This is a genomic window from Corynebacterium gottingense (assembly GCF_002285125.1).
GTDB lineage: Bacteria > Actinomycetota > Actinomycetes > Mycobacteriales > Mycobacteriaceae > Corynebacterium > Corynebacterium gottingense.
Genome location: NZ_NSGN01000001.1, coordinates 54,919 through 67,529 on the forward strand (window position 1 = coordinate 54,919; position 12,611 = coordinate 67,529).

A 12,611-nucleotide genomic window follows, 5' to 3' on the forward strand; every position below is an offset into this window, starting at 1 on the left:
AGGCCAGTTACACTCGAGCGCGTGACCGACCCTGTCCCCTGCTACCCCGACTTGATCGTCCGCTGCTCCGTGGGCGCGCGCTACTGCTCGGGCATCCTCGTTGCTCAGGACACGGTGCTCACCTGCGCCCATTTCCTGCTTCCAGAGCGCCCCGCCCCGTCCCGCATCACGGTGCGCCTGCGGGGCACCCGCCGTCGCGCCCGCGAAGTGCGCATCTTCGAAGGCACCGACGTGGCTCTCATCACGCTCAATCGCGTCCGCACCGCCGACGACGCGCCGCCTGGACCGTACCCGCCCCTCGCCCCGCCGGCGCGCTTGCTTGGAAGCGCGCTGAAACGTACGGTCACGTTCGGATTCGGCGGCGGCGCCACCTCCCCCGCGGCCCGCGACGGGCGATTCCTCATCACGCTTCCGCTCGCCTTTTCGCGCAGCATGCGCACCATCGTGCGCCCGGCGGGCATCGTCGCCAACGCCGCCCCCGCGATCAAGGGGGACTCCGGGGGCCCAGTGCTTATCGACGCCCACCTCGCCGGCGTCCAGTCCCTCATCCTCGACCCGTGGCGCGTCAACCTGCACATCGCCACCGTCTCCCTGCTGAACAAGGAAGTGCGCGACGCCATCGAGGTGGCACGGGTCGCCTGCTAGTTGCCGATGGCGACGACGCCGCGTCGAATAGCGTCAATGGCCCGGTTGGCGCTGTCGCGGACCTCGTCGCTGTACCCGGTCTTCTTGACTTGCTCGAGCAGGTCGATGACCTGGCGGCACCAGCGCACAAAGTCGCCGGGGGTCAGCTCGGTGCCGGACTCCGCGGCCGCCGCCAGTGCGTACCCGAGCGGGGCGCCGGCGGTCCACTGGTGCATGGCGAGCGAGAACGCGGGATCCGGGAGTCGGGTCACCGGCAGCTGGTGGCGCTGCTCATCAAAGGAGAGCTCGCCGTAGACGCGCATGGTCTCCCCCATCGCCTCCGCCATTCGGTCCGTGGCAGCCTCCGGTTCGCCGTGCGTGGCCTTGCGGTTTTCAAACACCACCATGGACGCCACGCCGGCGAGCTCCGCGGGGTCCAGATCGTCCCAAATACCGCGCTTGAGGCACTGCGCGACGAGCAGGTCGGAGACGTTGTGGATGCGCGCCAGGCGCTCGCCTTCGTCGGTCACGCGCGGCTCGCCGCCGATGAGCTCGACGTAGTCCATCTCCGTGAGCAGTCCGATGATGCGCTCGAAGGTGCGGCCCAACGAATCGGTCGAACGATCCACGCTGTTGGTCAGCCGGCGCAGCTTGCGCTCGTTGCGCACCAGCTCCTCCCCGACACGCGCGAGCACCTCGCGGTCATGCGGCGGCCACGCGTGCACCGGGTGGTTGTGCATGGCCTCGCGCAGCGCGGTCACCTTCTTGCTGGGCCGGACCCGCACCTTGTCCTTGAGCTTACGCGGCGCGTTGAAATTCCCGCTGTGCAGCATGTTCACCACTTTGCGGGTGTGCTTGCGCGGCTGGTCCTGCACGTGGCGGGGTACCTTGATCTGCCCAACGACGACTGGCGCGTTGCGAAACGAGCCGGCGTCGATGCGCCCGGACCAGCCGCGTTCCGTGGTCACCCACGGGCGGGGATCGCGCTTCTTTCCCGCCACCTGTACGACGGCGGCTAGCTCCGGCTTCTTCTTCCCCGGCAAGGCGATGACCTCGCCGACGCGCAGCCGCCCCAGGATCGTCTCCGTCTCCGCCTGGCGGTTTTCCAGCGCGTGGCGGCGCGCGTCCTTCTCAGCCTCGGAGAGGTCGCGGCGCAACTGCAGGTACTCCTCCAGGGCCGCCGCCGGGTCCGTGCCCGGCGGGTTAAAGCCGGCCACGTCTCGTTCCAGTTGCGCGCGCAGGCTGCGTACCTTGGAGCGCAGGCGGTCGATGTCACGCACCTCGCCCACCACGGAGCGGTTGGTCTGAAACTGGGCGAACGACTGCTCGATGAGCCGGATGGAGTCGTCGTAACCGTTCATGCCCAGCATGTTGATCGCCATATTGTACCCGGGCTGGAACTGCGAGATGAGTGGGTAGGTGCGCGTGGACGCCAAGCCTGCCACCTCGTGCGGGTCCATCGCCGGAGACCACTGCACCACCGCGTTGCCGATATGGTCGATGCCGCGGCGGCCCGCGCGGCCGGTAAGCTGCGTGTACTGCCCCGGCGTGAGGTCGACGTGCGCCTCGCCATTGAACTTGACCAGCTTCTCCAACACGACGGTGCGCGCCGGCATGTTGATACCCAGCGCAAGCGTTTCGGTGGCGAAGACTACTTTGACCAGACCCCGGACGAACAGCTGCTCCACGATGTGTTTGAACGCGGGGAGCAGGCCGGCATGGTGGGCGGCGAAGCCGCGCAGCCACGCCGTGCGGAGTTGGCGGAAGTTGAGCACGTCGAGGTCTTCGTCGGGGATGCCTTCGACGCCGGCGTCGATAATAGCCCTTGCCTCCTCCTGCTCCTCCGGGGTGGTGAGCTCTTTGCGGGAGCGCAAGCACTGGAAGAGGGCGCCGTCGCAGCCCGCGCGGGAGAAGATGAAGACGATGGCCGGGAGCATGTCGCGGCTTCCCAGTGCTGCGACGACCTGCGGGCGGCCGACGGGTTTGACCTTGTCCTGGGCGCGCTGGGCGCCGCTGCGGCGGCCGGTCGAGCGGGCGCGGAAGCCGCGGCCCTCCTTGAAGTCGCTGCGTCCCTCGTCGCGGGAGCCGGACTCGATGCGCTCGATCGCGTGGACGAGGGCGCGGTTCACTTTCCCGCCCTCTGTGTCATCGGTACCGCCAGTGTCGGGTTCGAACAGCGGGAAGATCTTGCGGCCCACCATCATGTACTGGCTCAGCGGGACCGGGCGGTGCTCGGAGACGATCACGCGGGTATCACCGCGCACCGCGTCGAGCCACTCGCCGAACTCCTCGGAATTGGACACGGTGGCGGACAGCCCGACGAGGCTGACGGACTCGTCCAGGTTGAGGATGATTTCCTCCCACACCGCGCCGCGGTCCCGGTCGGCGAGGTAATGGATTTCATCCATCACCACGTGCGAGAGCCGGTCAAGCTGCCGGGAGTCCGCGTAGATCATGTTTCGTAGCACCTCGGTGGTCATCACGACGATTTCGGCGGACCCGTTGATTGAGGTGTCGCCGGTGAGGAGGCCGACGGCGTCCTCGCCGTGCTCGGCGACGAGGTCGTGGTACTTCTGGTTGCTCAGCGCCTTGATGGGCGTGGTGTAGAAGCACTTCGTGCCTTGGTGCAGGGCCAGCGCAACGGCGAACTCGCCAACAACCGTCTTGCCGGAGCCGGTCGGTGCGCACACGAGGACGCCGTGGCCGCGCTCGATGTCTGCGCAGGCCTCCACCTGGAAGTCGTCGAGTGGGAAGGGCTGAGCGTCGCGGAACTCCGGCAGAAACGCTAAGGGTGCGGAAGCCTCAGTGGCCCCTGTGGTCTCGGCGGTGTTGTCCTCCGAAAGACTTTGGTTGTCTGACTGTGAGGGGGTAACGCTGGAATCCATGCCCCTTACAGTACGTCGTTGAACGGATCCCCGTGACCGTAGGTGTGCGAGCCACCGCGGCCCGGGGCGGGCGGGGCGCTCGGGGCCGCCGGCGGTGCCGACGGGGAAACCCTCGACGGCGCGCTTGGCCGGGAGGTCGCGCCGACGGGCTGTGCGCGCCCGATGGAGCCGGAGGAGGTGACGGGGCCGGACGCTTGCTCGTCGTCAAGGTCCATCCACTCCGGGCGCGACTGGTTCGTGCGCTTGTCATGAATGCGGCAGAACTGGAAGGCCATCTCCACTAGCACGGTGATGGACAGCGCGAGCGCGACCATGGAGAACGGGTCTTGGCCCGGCGTCATGATGGCGGCGAAGATGAAGATGAGCACGATGATCATGCGGCGCTTGTCCTGAACATGCTCGTAGCGCAGCACGCCGACGAGGTTGAGCATCACGATGATGAGCGGCAGCTCGAAGCTCACGCCAAAGATGACGATCAACGCGAGCAGGAAGCTGTAGTAATTGCCGCCGGTGAGTGCGCCGACCTGCACTTCGGTGCCGATGGACATGAGCACGTACAGGCCCTTGTCCAGCACGAAGTACGCGAGCACAGCGCCAGCCACAAACAGTGCGACCGCCAGCGTGACAAAGGTAAAGGTGTAGCGGCGCTCGTTCTTGTGCAGCCCCGGGGTGATGAAGTTCCAGATCTGCGTCAGCCACACCGGTGAGGCCAGGACGAGACCGGCGAGGGCGCCGACCTTCAGGCGCAGCATGAACATCTCGAACGGGCTGGTGGCAAGCAGGCGGCACTCGCCGTCGCCGGCCAGGTCTACGCGCAGTTCGCTGGGCAGGTTGCAATAGGGGCCGCGAATGATCTCGCCCAACGGAAAGATGCCCGGCGGGGCGGTCTGATACCAAATGAAGCCGACAATGGTGCCCACCAAAATTGCGGCCATGGACACCATGACGCGCCGACGTAGCTCCTGGAGGTGCTCCACCAGGCTCATTTCACCGGTTGGGTTTTTCGGCTTCCTCGCGCGCTTGAGCTTCAGCGCCAACGCTTTTCCCCTCTCTGTCGCGAGCGGTTACTGCTGCGCGGGCGGGGTCTGGTTGCGCTGGTGCTCCGGCTTGTTCCAGAAGCTCTCCGGTTGCGCAACGGACTGGGTCTCCGCGTTGCGGCCGGACTCGATCGCGTTCGGCTGAGCCTTGGGTGCCTCGCCCGCGTCGTCGTGCTTCATCTCATCAACCTCGGACTTGAAGATGCGCGCGGAGCGACCCATCGATCGTGCGAGGTCCGGCAGCTTGTTTGCACCGAACAGCAGCAACACGATGACCAGGATGATGAGCAGCTCGGTCCAACCAATGTTTGGCATGGTTTCTCTTTCCACGGGTATCAGCGATGCCCTGCAACGAAAACATCGACATCGAATGTTTGGATTTCTGAATATCTCACGCGTCATCTTAACGCGTCGAGCGCGCGAAGTGAACGCTCGCGCACCGCGTCCACCAAGCTTTCCGGTTGCACCAAGCGCAGGCGGTCCGCGTGGGCCAGGCAGAACCTCACCAGCCAGTCCTCACTGCCAAAGCGGAACGTCGCAGGCACCCACGTTCCGGTGCCGCCCGCCTCGTCGATCTCCAGTTCCCAGTAGTCGGCCATCCACGTCGCGTCGCTGCGCACCAGCAGTTGCGCGAGTGGCGCATCGGCCAGTCCGAAAGGGTTGTCGGGGTCAAGGGGCGCGACGCTTATCGACGCCTCCGCGTCCCCCTCCCCCTGCCTGACCTCACGAATTCGGTCGAGCCGGAAGGACTTGACGCGGTCGCCGTCGAGCGCCTGCAGGTACGCCTGCTCGTCGCGCTGAAAAACGCCGAGCGGGGAAACGGCTCGCTCGGTCACCCGGTCCGAGGAAGCGGAATAGTAGCGGAGCTCGAGCTGCTTGCCAGCGTCGATTGACTGGCGGATCTCCTGCGCGACGGGCCCCAGGCCGCCGACCTGGTCCACGTCCGCTACCCCGCGCTTCCGGTTGACGCGGCGGATCTTGTCCGCGGCGGAGCGCACGGCGTCGACGTTGACCAGGCCGGGCAGCGTCTCGAGCGATTCGAGCAGGAGCAGCAGCGCGTGGGCCTCGGTGGGCTTGAGATGGAGTGGCGCGGTGAGACCCTGGTCATCCAGGACGGTCACACCGCGCCAGGTGTGCTCGAGGTCGAACATCTCGCCCGGGCCGCGCCCGACCCCGGAAAGCAGGAGCCGGTTGAGGTCATCGCGGACCTCGTCCACGCTGGACCCGAGGTCGCGAGCGATCTCCATGAGCGATTTCCCCTGGTGCCGCGTGATGTACGGCAGGAGGTTGAGGAGGCGGACGAGCCTGGTTGACCCGGTGGCGTTTGCGTGACCCGCGGGGCGCTTGCTCCCCAAGTCTTCCGGCGACGGGGCCTTGGCGCTCGTTGCGCTGCGGAGCGGGGCGTCGTGTGGCGTGGCGGAATGTTTGAGCAGGGCGATGACCTGTTCGCGGACCGTCTCCGGCTCCACGGCGACCAGGTCGGCGGCGTGGGCCGCCGATGTGCGCACCACCCAGTCGAGCTCGGCGTCGTGCAGACGAATCTCGTCGCCGTCCGCGAGGGAGTCGCCCCGGGTGCCCGGCGCGCGAGTGCCGGCGGCGGCGAGTTCCTCGCAGGTGCCGCGGCGCACGGTGACGATGGCGTCGGTGACCGGTCCGCGCAGCACGTCGCGAACCAGCTCCCCGGTGTTCTCGGGCGACTGGTGGAAGTCCTCGGTCTCGCGCACGAGGGTCACGTTGGCGACGCGGACCAGCCGGAAGATACGGTCGGCGTCGCGCTCGATGTCCCATCCTACGAGGTAGGCGCGGTTGTTCAGCGAGACGATGTCCCACGGGTCCAACGTCCGGCGCTGCGGGTGGCCTCCGCCGGCTGGGGTGAAGTCGAACGAGACTCGCTTCTGCAGCTCAATCGCGGCGAGGAGGTTGTGGAATGCCTGCGGGTCGATGCGGTTGGCGTCGCCGGCCGCAGAGGTCAACGGCGCGCTGTCAAACACGCGGGTCGCGCCGGATGCCGCGAGCTTGGTCCAGCCGGAGCGGGCAAACGCGCCGAGAGAGCCGCCAGTGCTGAGATCCACCGCCAAGCCCACGGCGCTTGCCTCTTCTTCGGTGAGGTCAACGGGTTCCAGCTCGTAGCGGTCCCGGTCCATGGTGAGGGTCCCGCCGGAATACGAAATAGGCACTCCTGCCCGGCGCAGCGCCTCAACATCGCGCCGGATCTTCACGCGTAGCGCTTCGGTCTCCAGGTCTTGGTAGCCGTCCACGTTGCGGGCAACCCACTCCGATTCGCGGTCGTGCGAGGACCCCAGCATGGCAAAGGCCAGGTTCGCCTGCCGGACTTCCGGTTCGAGCTCTGCCACGTAACTGCCTTTCTCCCTCGTCCCCGGTCCGGCTAGTCGGCGGCGCCCATCGCGCGGATCTGTGCGATGAACTCGTCGACACGCTGGTCCTCGGTAGCGAAGGGGTCGAGCAGCTCCAAGGTGCGGGGCTCCGGGCGGTTGGTTTTCAGGTGGACCCAGTCCACATTGTGGTCCATCCCCGCCGAGCGCGCAGCGCTGAGGAACCGGCCGCGCAACGACGCGCGCGTCGTCTCCGGCGGTGCCGTCGCGGCGTGGGAGATCGCTTCGTCGGTGGTCCACCGGCGCACGAGGCCCTTGCGCTCCAGGAGGTAGAACAGCCCGCGCTCGCGGTTGATGTCGTGGTAGGTCAGGTCGATCTGCGCGAGCTTTGGATGGTCCCACTCAGCCCCAAGCTTGTCTTTGACCTGGAGTAACAACTTTCGCTTGATTACCCAGTCAATCTCTTGGTCCACGCCGGAGAAGTCTTGAGACGCAATCGCGTCCAGGGTGCGCTGCCACAAGTCAATGACGCGTGCCATTTCCTCGTTCGGCGTGCCCTCGTCCGGCCGGGACTCCAACCAGCGCCGTGCGGCATCCAACGTGGCCTGCTGGACCTCGAGCGCGGTGACTGTGCCCCCGCTCTTGAGCGCGAGTGGCGTCTGGCCCGTGGGGTCCGCCGCGATGTCGCGGATGTGATTGATGGCGTTGTCGAGCGTGAAATCCGGGAGGTCGAAACCAGCCTCGAGCATCTCAATGACCAACAGTGTCGAGCCGACCTTGAGCGCGAACGTGGGCTCCGCCATGTTCGAGTCGCCGACGATGACGTGCATGCGCCGGAAGCGGTGGGAATCGCCGTGGGGTTCGTCGCGGGTGTTGATGATCGGCCGGGTACGGGTGGTGGCCGAGGAGACGCCCTCCCACACCTGGTCCGCGCGCTGCGAGAGGACGAAGCGCCCCTTCTTGATCATCCCGGCCCCGCAGAGAAGTTGGCGGGTGATGAGAAACGGCAGCAGTTGCATGCCGAACGACTTCAGGGCGAGCTCGCGGCTGATCAGGTAGTTTTCGTGCGTGCCGTAGGAGTTGCCCTTCGAGTCCACGTTGTTTTTGAACAGGAAGACTTTGCCACCCACACGGTCCCGCTCGAGCGCCTGCTCTGCTTGCGTGGCGAGGTCGCTGAAGATGACCTCGCCAGCCTTGTCGTAGTTGAGCAGCTGGGTGATAGAGTCACATTCGGCGGTGGCGTACTCGGGGTGCGAGCCAACGTCGAGGTAGAGGCGCGAGGCGTTGTCGGTGAAGATGTTGGAGCTGCGGTGCTCGGCGACGACCGGGCGAAAGAGGTAGCGGGAGATTTCCTCGGGCGTCAGCACGGCCTTGCCGTGCTCGAACGCGGTGACGCCGAACTCGGTCTCCACGCCCATGATGCGGCGGGGGTAGACGGTGGCCATGCGGGTTACTGCCCGCCCTTCTGCACGAACGAGCGCACGAATTCCTCGGCGTTGGTGTCCAGCAGGGCGTCAATCTCGTCGAGGATGTCGTCGGTGCCAGAGGTGTTCAGCTGGGCCTGCCCGGCATCAACGGCGCCCTCGTCCGCGCCGTCATCGCCGTGGTTGCCACCTTGTACAAACTGCTGCTTAGACATGTCAGACATGGTGCGATTCTAATCCTTTCAGTAGTGATTCGACGGTCTCGGCGCGCTCGATAAGCTCGCCGACCTCCGCCCTGGTCAAGCCGTCGACCTCGTCCATGGGGAACCGGATCGGCTGGTCGCCCACCGCAAAGAGGACGGACTGCCAACTCGACGCGATGATGGCCTCGCCGAACTTTTCGCTCACCTTGCCGCGGAACCACGCTCGGGAGTCCTCCGGCGGCACGGTCACGGCGCGGCGGATGACTTCCTCGTCCACGAGCGTGCGCATCTGTCCCTTGCGCACGAGAGCGTGGTACAGCGACTTCGCGGGGTCAATGTCGGCGTATTGGATGTCAATCAGCTTGAGCTTCGGGTCCGAGATGGGTACGCCGCGCTCCAGGTACCGGCTGATGAGGGCCCACTTCGCCGTCCAATCGAGGCGGTCCGCGGTAGACAGCGGGTCGCGCTCGAGGTCGTCGAGCACCTCGCCCCACAGGCGCAGGACCTTTGCATCGACCTCGTCAAGGTCCGGGAGCGCTGCGGCACGCTCGCGGTACTCGCGGAGGAGCTCGATTGCGGTGAGCCGGCGTCCGTCGACAAGCAACAGGCGATGGGTGCACGTTGGGTCGTGGGAGACCTGCTTGATCTCGTCGACGGCGTTGGCGAGCCGCAGGTCGCTGAAGTCGACGTCAGCCTCGATGCAGTCGAGCACGAGCTTGGTCATCCCCAACTTGAGAAAGTTGGAGAACTGGCTCATGTTCGCATCGCCAACGATGACGTGCAGGCGGCGGAACTTCGTGGCCAGTGCGTGCGGTTCGTCGCGCGTGTTGACGATCCCGCGGTTGAGCGTGGTTTCCAGCGAGACTTCCTGCTCGAAGTAGTCCGCGCGCTGCGAGATCTGGAAGCCGTCGCGCTCTGACTCCTGACCAATGCCCACGCGGCCTGCGCCGATGATGACCTGGCGGGTGACAAAGAACGGGACGAGCGCCTGGGTGAGCCGCGAGAAGTCCGTCTGGCGGGAGTACTGATAGTTCTCGTGGCTGCCGTACGACTGGCCTTTGCCATCAACGTTGTTTTTGTAGAACTTCAGCGGCGGGCACGGCGCGGTCTTGTCCAGCACGCTGACCTGCTGCTCCCACAGCTCGCGGATGTCCGACGCGGCCTTGTTGAGGACGTAGTCCCCGGCGGCGTCGTAAATCATTGCGTCCCATGCGTTGGACACCTCCGGCGAGGAGTACTCGGGGTGGCCGTGGTCGACGTAGTAGCGCGCGCCGTTGGTGGTCACCACGTTGGCCACGCCCATCGCGTTCGGGTCCACCACGGGCACCGTGCGGTAGCGCTGCAGATCGAACCCGCGGGTGTCTTTGAGCGGTGCTTCTTCCTCGTAGTCCCAGCGGGAGCGGGCGGCCGTATTCATTGCGGCATACGCCACCACCGCGTGCGTCGAGGTGAGCAGCGGGCTTATCGACGGGTCGTCCGGGGTCGTGATCCCGTACTCGGTCTCGGTCCCCATGTAACGTGTCATACTGAACTACCGTACTCGTTGGTATGCCTATTTGTGTGAAAAATGCATACTGGCGTATTTTATTTACATGAGTTCTGAGACCCTCGCAAGCGACCCAGGTGTAGCGCCGAAGGAACGTAAATTCTTCGGTCAGCCCTGGGGACTCGCTAACCTCTTCGGCATTGAGCTGTGGGAGCGCTTCAGCTTCTACGGCATGCAGGCCCTCCTGGCCTTCTACATGTACTACTCCACCACTGAAGGTGGTCTGGGCATTGACCAGACCACGGCGCTTAACCTCGTGGGCGCCTACGGTGGCTTCGTCTACATGATGGCGCTGGTCGCCTCGTTTGTGGGTGACCGGTTGCTTGGCGCGGAGCGCACACTGTTCTACTCCGCGATCCTGGTGATGGTCGGACACATCGTCCTCGCCCTTGTGCCTGGCGGTCTAGGCCTTGCCACTGGCTTGGTGTGCATCGGTATAGGCTCCGGTGGAGTCAAAACGTCCTCGCAGGTGGTGCTCGGTGATTTGTACTCGCGTGAGGATCCCCGCCGAGACGCTGGCTTCTCCATCTTCTACATGTCGGTCAATATTGGTTCCCTATTTGGCCCGGCGTTGACTGGCCTAGTGTGGGGCAAGGCCGGTTTCCACTGGGGCTTTGGGCTTGCCGCGATCGGAATGGCAATGGGACTGACGCAGTACATCATTATGCGGAAGTCTTCCATCGGCGCTGTCGGATCTGAAGTTCCAAATCCACTGCCGCGCGAGCGGCGTGGTATGTGGGCGATTGGTGCAATTGCTGTCGTTGTTGTCGTAGTCGCGCTGCTGGTCACCGGCATTGTTCCGCTCGGATCGCTGTCGTGGATCGTGTTTGCTATCGCTCTTATCGCCACGATTTACCTGTTGTGGGAAATGTTCCACTCTGATGAAGTTACCCCTGCTGAGAAGTCGCGTCTAACCGGCTACATTCCGCTCCTGTTTGGTTCTGTGGCGTTTTTCGCGATCTTTCAATCCCAATTCACTGTGGTCGCGGTCTACTCCGATCAGCGCGCTAACCTGAATTTCTTGATGTGGGAGCTCACGCCGGCCCAGGTACAGGCGTTTAACCCTTTCTTCATCGTGGTCTTCTCCCCCATCTTTGCAGCCATGTGGACTGCGCTGGGGCAGCGCCAGTGGTCATCTGCGGTGAAGTTTGGTGTGGCAAACTTGGTTACAGGTAGCGCGCTCTTCTTCTTCCTGCCGTACGCGGGTGGTGGTCCGAAGTCGACGCCGCTGCTGGTCTTGGTGCTTATCCTCTTTATGTTCACGATGGGCGAGCTGCTGTTGTCTCCTGTGGGCAACTCGCTGGCAACGAAGGTAGCACCTGAGGCGTTTAAATCTCGGCTGTTTGCTGCCTGGTTGATGTCGCTGTCTATGGGCACGGCGCTATCTGGCGTGCTCGGCTCGCTGTACAACCCTGATGATGCCTCCGCCGAGCGGACGTTCTTCATTACGCTGTCGGTGATCACCATTGTGCTTGGCGTAGGGTTGATCTCGATTCGCCGCTGGGTGCTGAAGAAGTTCGTCGACGTGCGCTAGCGCGCCTCGCTTCACGACGCCACCGCGTCCCCATCCCAACCACAAAGCCGGCCCCTCGGGGCCGGCTTTCCTCGTTACCTCAGTTCCGCGACGAGCGGGGCGTGCGCTACCAGCCGCGCTCTGCCAGGCGGTGCGGTGCGGGCAGGTCAGCAACGTTGATGCCCACCATCGCCTCGCCCAGGCCGCGGGACGCCTCGGTGACGACGGCGATGTCGTCCCAGTTGCGCACGGCCTTGACCACTGCCTTGGCGCGTGCCTCCGGGTTCCCGGACTTGAAGATGCCGGAGCCGACGAAGACGCCGTCGGCGCCGAGCTCCATCATCAGCGCGGCGTCGGCAGGCGTTGCCACGCCGCCGGCGGTAAACAGCGGCACCGGCAGCTTGCCGTGTTCCGCGACGTAGCAGACCAGCTCGTAGGGTGCCTGCAGCTCCTTAGCGGCGACGTAGAGCTCGTCGCGGTTGGCATTGTAGGTGGCCTGCAGCGCTGCGATCTCGCTGCGGATGGCGCGCATGTGCTTCGTGGCTTCGGAGACGTCACCGGTGCCAGCCTCGCCCTTGGAGCGGATCATCGCGGCGCCCTCGTTGACGCGGCGCAGCGCCTCGCCGAGGTTGGTGGCGCCGCAGACGAAGGGAACGTCGAAGGCGCGCTTGTCCACGTGGTGGGCGTAATCGGCGGGGCTGAGCACCTCGGACTCATCGATGTAGTGGATGCCCAGGTGCTCGAGGACGCGCGCCTCCATGGTGTGGCCGATGCGGGCCTTCGCCATCACCGGGATGTTTACGGCGTTCAGGATGCCCTCGATGAGGTCGGGGTCGGACATGCGAGCAACGCCGCCCTCGGCGCGGATGTCCGCGGGAACGCGCTCGAGCGCCATGACGGCCACGGCACCGGCCGCTTCGGCGATCTTCGCCTGCTCCGGCGTGACGACGTCCATGATCACGCCGCCCTTGAACGAGTTGGTGAGTTCTGCAAACTTGGTGAAATCTGTCATAGTGCTCCATTGTCAGTGCATAACTGGTAGATTC

10 protein-coding genes are annotated in these 12,611 nt (G+C 65.2%); 2 read left to right on the plus strand and 8 right to left on the minus strand.

Annotated features, from left to right (window positions below; translation table 11 throughout):
• Positions 1-21: 21 nt before the first annotated feature.
• Positions 22-645, plus strand: a complete 624-nt coding sequence (locus CKJ82_RS00275; protein WP_095536578.1) for a trypsin-like peptidase domain-containing protein — start codon at positions 22-24, stop codon at positions 643-645.
• Here the strand turns inward: CKJ82_RS00275 and CKJ82_RS00280 are convergent.
• The 7 genes from CKJ82_RS00280 to dop form a co-directional block, all read right to left on the minus strand.
• Positions 642-3,509: a DEAD/DEAH box helicase gene (locus CKJ82_RS00280; RefSeq protein ID WP_095536579.1), complete on the minus strand. Its 2,868-nt coding sequence runs from the start codon at positions 3,507-3,509 to the stop codon at positions 642-644. The genes CKJ82_RS00275 and CKJ82_RS00280 overlap by 4 nt on opposite strands.
• Before the next feature lie 5 nt (positions 3,510-3,514).
• Positions 3,515-4,495 (minus strand): twin-arginine translocase subunit TatC, encoded by a 981-nt coding sequence (tatC, locus tag CKJ82_RS00285; RefSeq protein WP_095536830.1) that lies wholly within the window; start codon positions 4,493-4,495, stop codon positions 3,515-3,517.
• A 78-nt stretch (positions 4,496-4,573) separates the two neighbouring features.
• Positions 4,574-4,861 (minus strand): Sec-independent protein translocase subunit TatA, encoded by a 288-nt coding sequence (tatA, locus tag CKJ82_RS00290; protein WP_095536580.1) that lies wholly within the window; start codon positions 4,859-4,861, stop codon positions 4,574-4,576.
• A gap of 83 nt (positions 4,862-4,944) precedes the next feature.
• Positions 4,945-6,900 (minus strand): helix-turn-helix transcriptional regulator, encoded by a 1,956-nt coding sequence (locus tag CKJ82_RS00295; RefSeq protein ID WP_095536581.1) that lies wholly within the window; start codon positions 6,898-6,900, stop codon positions 4,945-4,947.
• A gap of 32 nt (positions 6,901-6,932) precedes the next feature.
• The gene (gene pafA / locus CKJ82_RS00300) at positions 6,933-8,324 is read right to left on the minus strand and encodes a Pup--protein ligase (protein WP_095536582.1); all 1,392 of its coding nucleotides are present in this window, start codon (positions 8,322-8,324) and stop codon (positions 6,933-6,935) included.
• A 5-nt stretch (positions 8,325-8,329) separates the two neighbouring features.
• The gene (locus CKJ82_RS00305) at positions 8,330-8,518 is read right to left on the minus strand and encodes a ubiquitin-like protein Pup (RefSeq protein WP_154878256.1); all 189 of its coding nucleotides are present in this window, start codon (positions 8,516-8,518) and stop codon (positions 8,330-8,332) included.
• A 1-nt stretch (position 8,519) separates the two neighbouring features.
• Positions 8,520-10,031 (minus strand): depupylase/deamidase Dop, encoded by a 1,512-nt coding sequence (gene dop, locus CKJ82_RS00310; protein WP_095536583.1) that lies wholly within the window; start codon positions 10,029-10,031, stop codon positions 8,520-8,522.
• Between the two features lie 67 nt (positions 10,032-10,098).
• Here dop and CKJ82_RS00315 point away from each other — a divergent pair, with 67 nt between their 5' ends.
• On the plus strand, positions 10,099-11,586 hold the full coding sequence (locus tag CKJ82_RS00315) for a peptide MFS transporter (protein ID WP_095536584.1): 1,488 nt from the start codon (positions 10,099-10,101) through the stop codon (positions 11,584-11,586).
• 106 nt (positions 11,587-11,692) lie between these two features.
• Here the strand turns inward: CKJ82_RS00315 and pdxS are convergent, their stop codons facing one another.
• On the minus strand, positions 11,693-12,577 hold the full coding sequence (gene pdxS / locus CKJ82_RS00320) for a pyridoxal 5'-phosphate synthase lyase subunit PdxS (protein ID WP_095536145.1): 885 nt from the start codon (positions 12,575-12,577) through the stop codon (positions 11,693-11,695).
• Between the last annotated feature and the right edge of the window lie 34 nt (positions 12,578-12,611).